The organism is Alishewanella longhuensis (assembly GCF_014653435.1).
Classification (GTDB): Bacteria; Pseudomonadota; Gammaproteobacteria; order Enterobacterales; family Alteromonadaceae; genus Alishewanella; species Alishewanella longhuensis.
This window is the reverse complement of sequence record NZ_BNAO01000020.1, coordinates 1-1,245: the sequence shown is the minus strand read 5'-3', so window position 1 is coordinate 1,245 and position 1,245 is coordinate 1. Positions and strand designations below refer to the sequence as shown.

General features: G+C 45.9%; 1 protein-coding gene. It reads left to right on the top strand.

The window, feature by feature from the left end; all coding sequences use genetic code 11:
- The first annotated feature begins 114 nt into the window (after positions 1-114).
- On the top strand, positions 115-1,218 hold the full coding sequence (locus tag IE163_RS17625) for a plasmid recombination protein (RefSeq protein WP_007572070.1): 1,104 nt from the start codon (positions 115-117) through the stop codon (positions 1,216-1,218).
- Positions 1,219-1,245: the final 27 nt, after the last annotated feature.

Sequence of the window (1,245 nt, the reverse complement as noted above, 5' to 3'; positions counted from 1 at the left end):
TGGTGATAGCACACTAGCACCCTAAAGGGTACGTGTGTAAGGGGACAAGCCCCCTTAACCCCCTGTCAGCCGGCTGTCACCGGCTGTTATCGATTGTCACAAAAATGTTAACTTATGGGAGCAACAAGTATTCATGTACAAGCAGTGAAGCCGGGGAGCGAGATTCACAACTTTAGGGAAAAAGAGTTGGACTATGTTCGTCCGGAACTTAGTCATTTGAATGAAAGCTGGGTTGGAGATAGCATCTCCCATCGGCTGGAGAGTGCGAAACAGAGATATTTCGATACGGTTGGGCAGAAGATGCAGACTAAAGCAGCACCCATACGGGAGGGGGTAATAGTAATCAAGCAAGAAACCACCATGCAGGAACTCCAGCAATTCGCTGCGGTCTGCAAGGAACGTTTCGGTATTGAAGCGTTTCAAATCCATATACACAAGGACGAAGGATACATGAACGCAAAGCAATGGACACCTAACCTTCACGCCCATGTAGTTTTCGATTGGACACAGCCGAACGGGAAGAGTGTGCGTTTATCGCGTGATGACATGGCAGAACTCCAAACCATAGCATCTGAAGCACTGGGCATGGAACGTGGTGTTTCTTCTGATCGCAAACACTTATCGGCTATGCAGTACAAGACCGAATGTGCGAAAGAACAGCTTCAGGAACTATCCAACGATATATCCAGTGCGTTAGACAAGCACAAGGACGTGCAAAACCAGCTTCTTCAGCTTCAGAAAGAACTACGTTCCATTGAAACAAAGAAAAACGTCCAAAAACTCATTTCTAAGGCTTCAGAGAAGTTTTACGGCTTGATAGGGAAAACGGTTAACGATAGGGAAAAAGATGCCTTAAAAGCCAAAATAAAGGCTTTAGAGGGGGAAAATGAACAGCTATCCGATAGACTGGGAAAGGCTATACTTGAAAAAGAGCGAAACGGCACAAAGGTATTCAAAGCCGAGAACGACAAGGAGTATTATAGACAGCAAATGGACAATGCAAGGACAACCAGTAACCGACTAAGAACGGAGAACCAAGAACTAAAGACCGAAACCAAGGAATTGAAAAAAGAACTTGGTAAGATGAAAGACTTGTTCAATTCCGAACAACTGGAGGCTTTAAGGCATCATTTCCCAAACATATCAAAAGCTATGGAAGAGGGGAAAGACCTACTCAAGCAAATCACCAGAAGCAGAGGTTTCGGCATGGGTATGTAACCCCCCCCCGCCCCCAAAGGGGGAGCG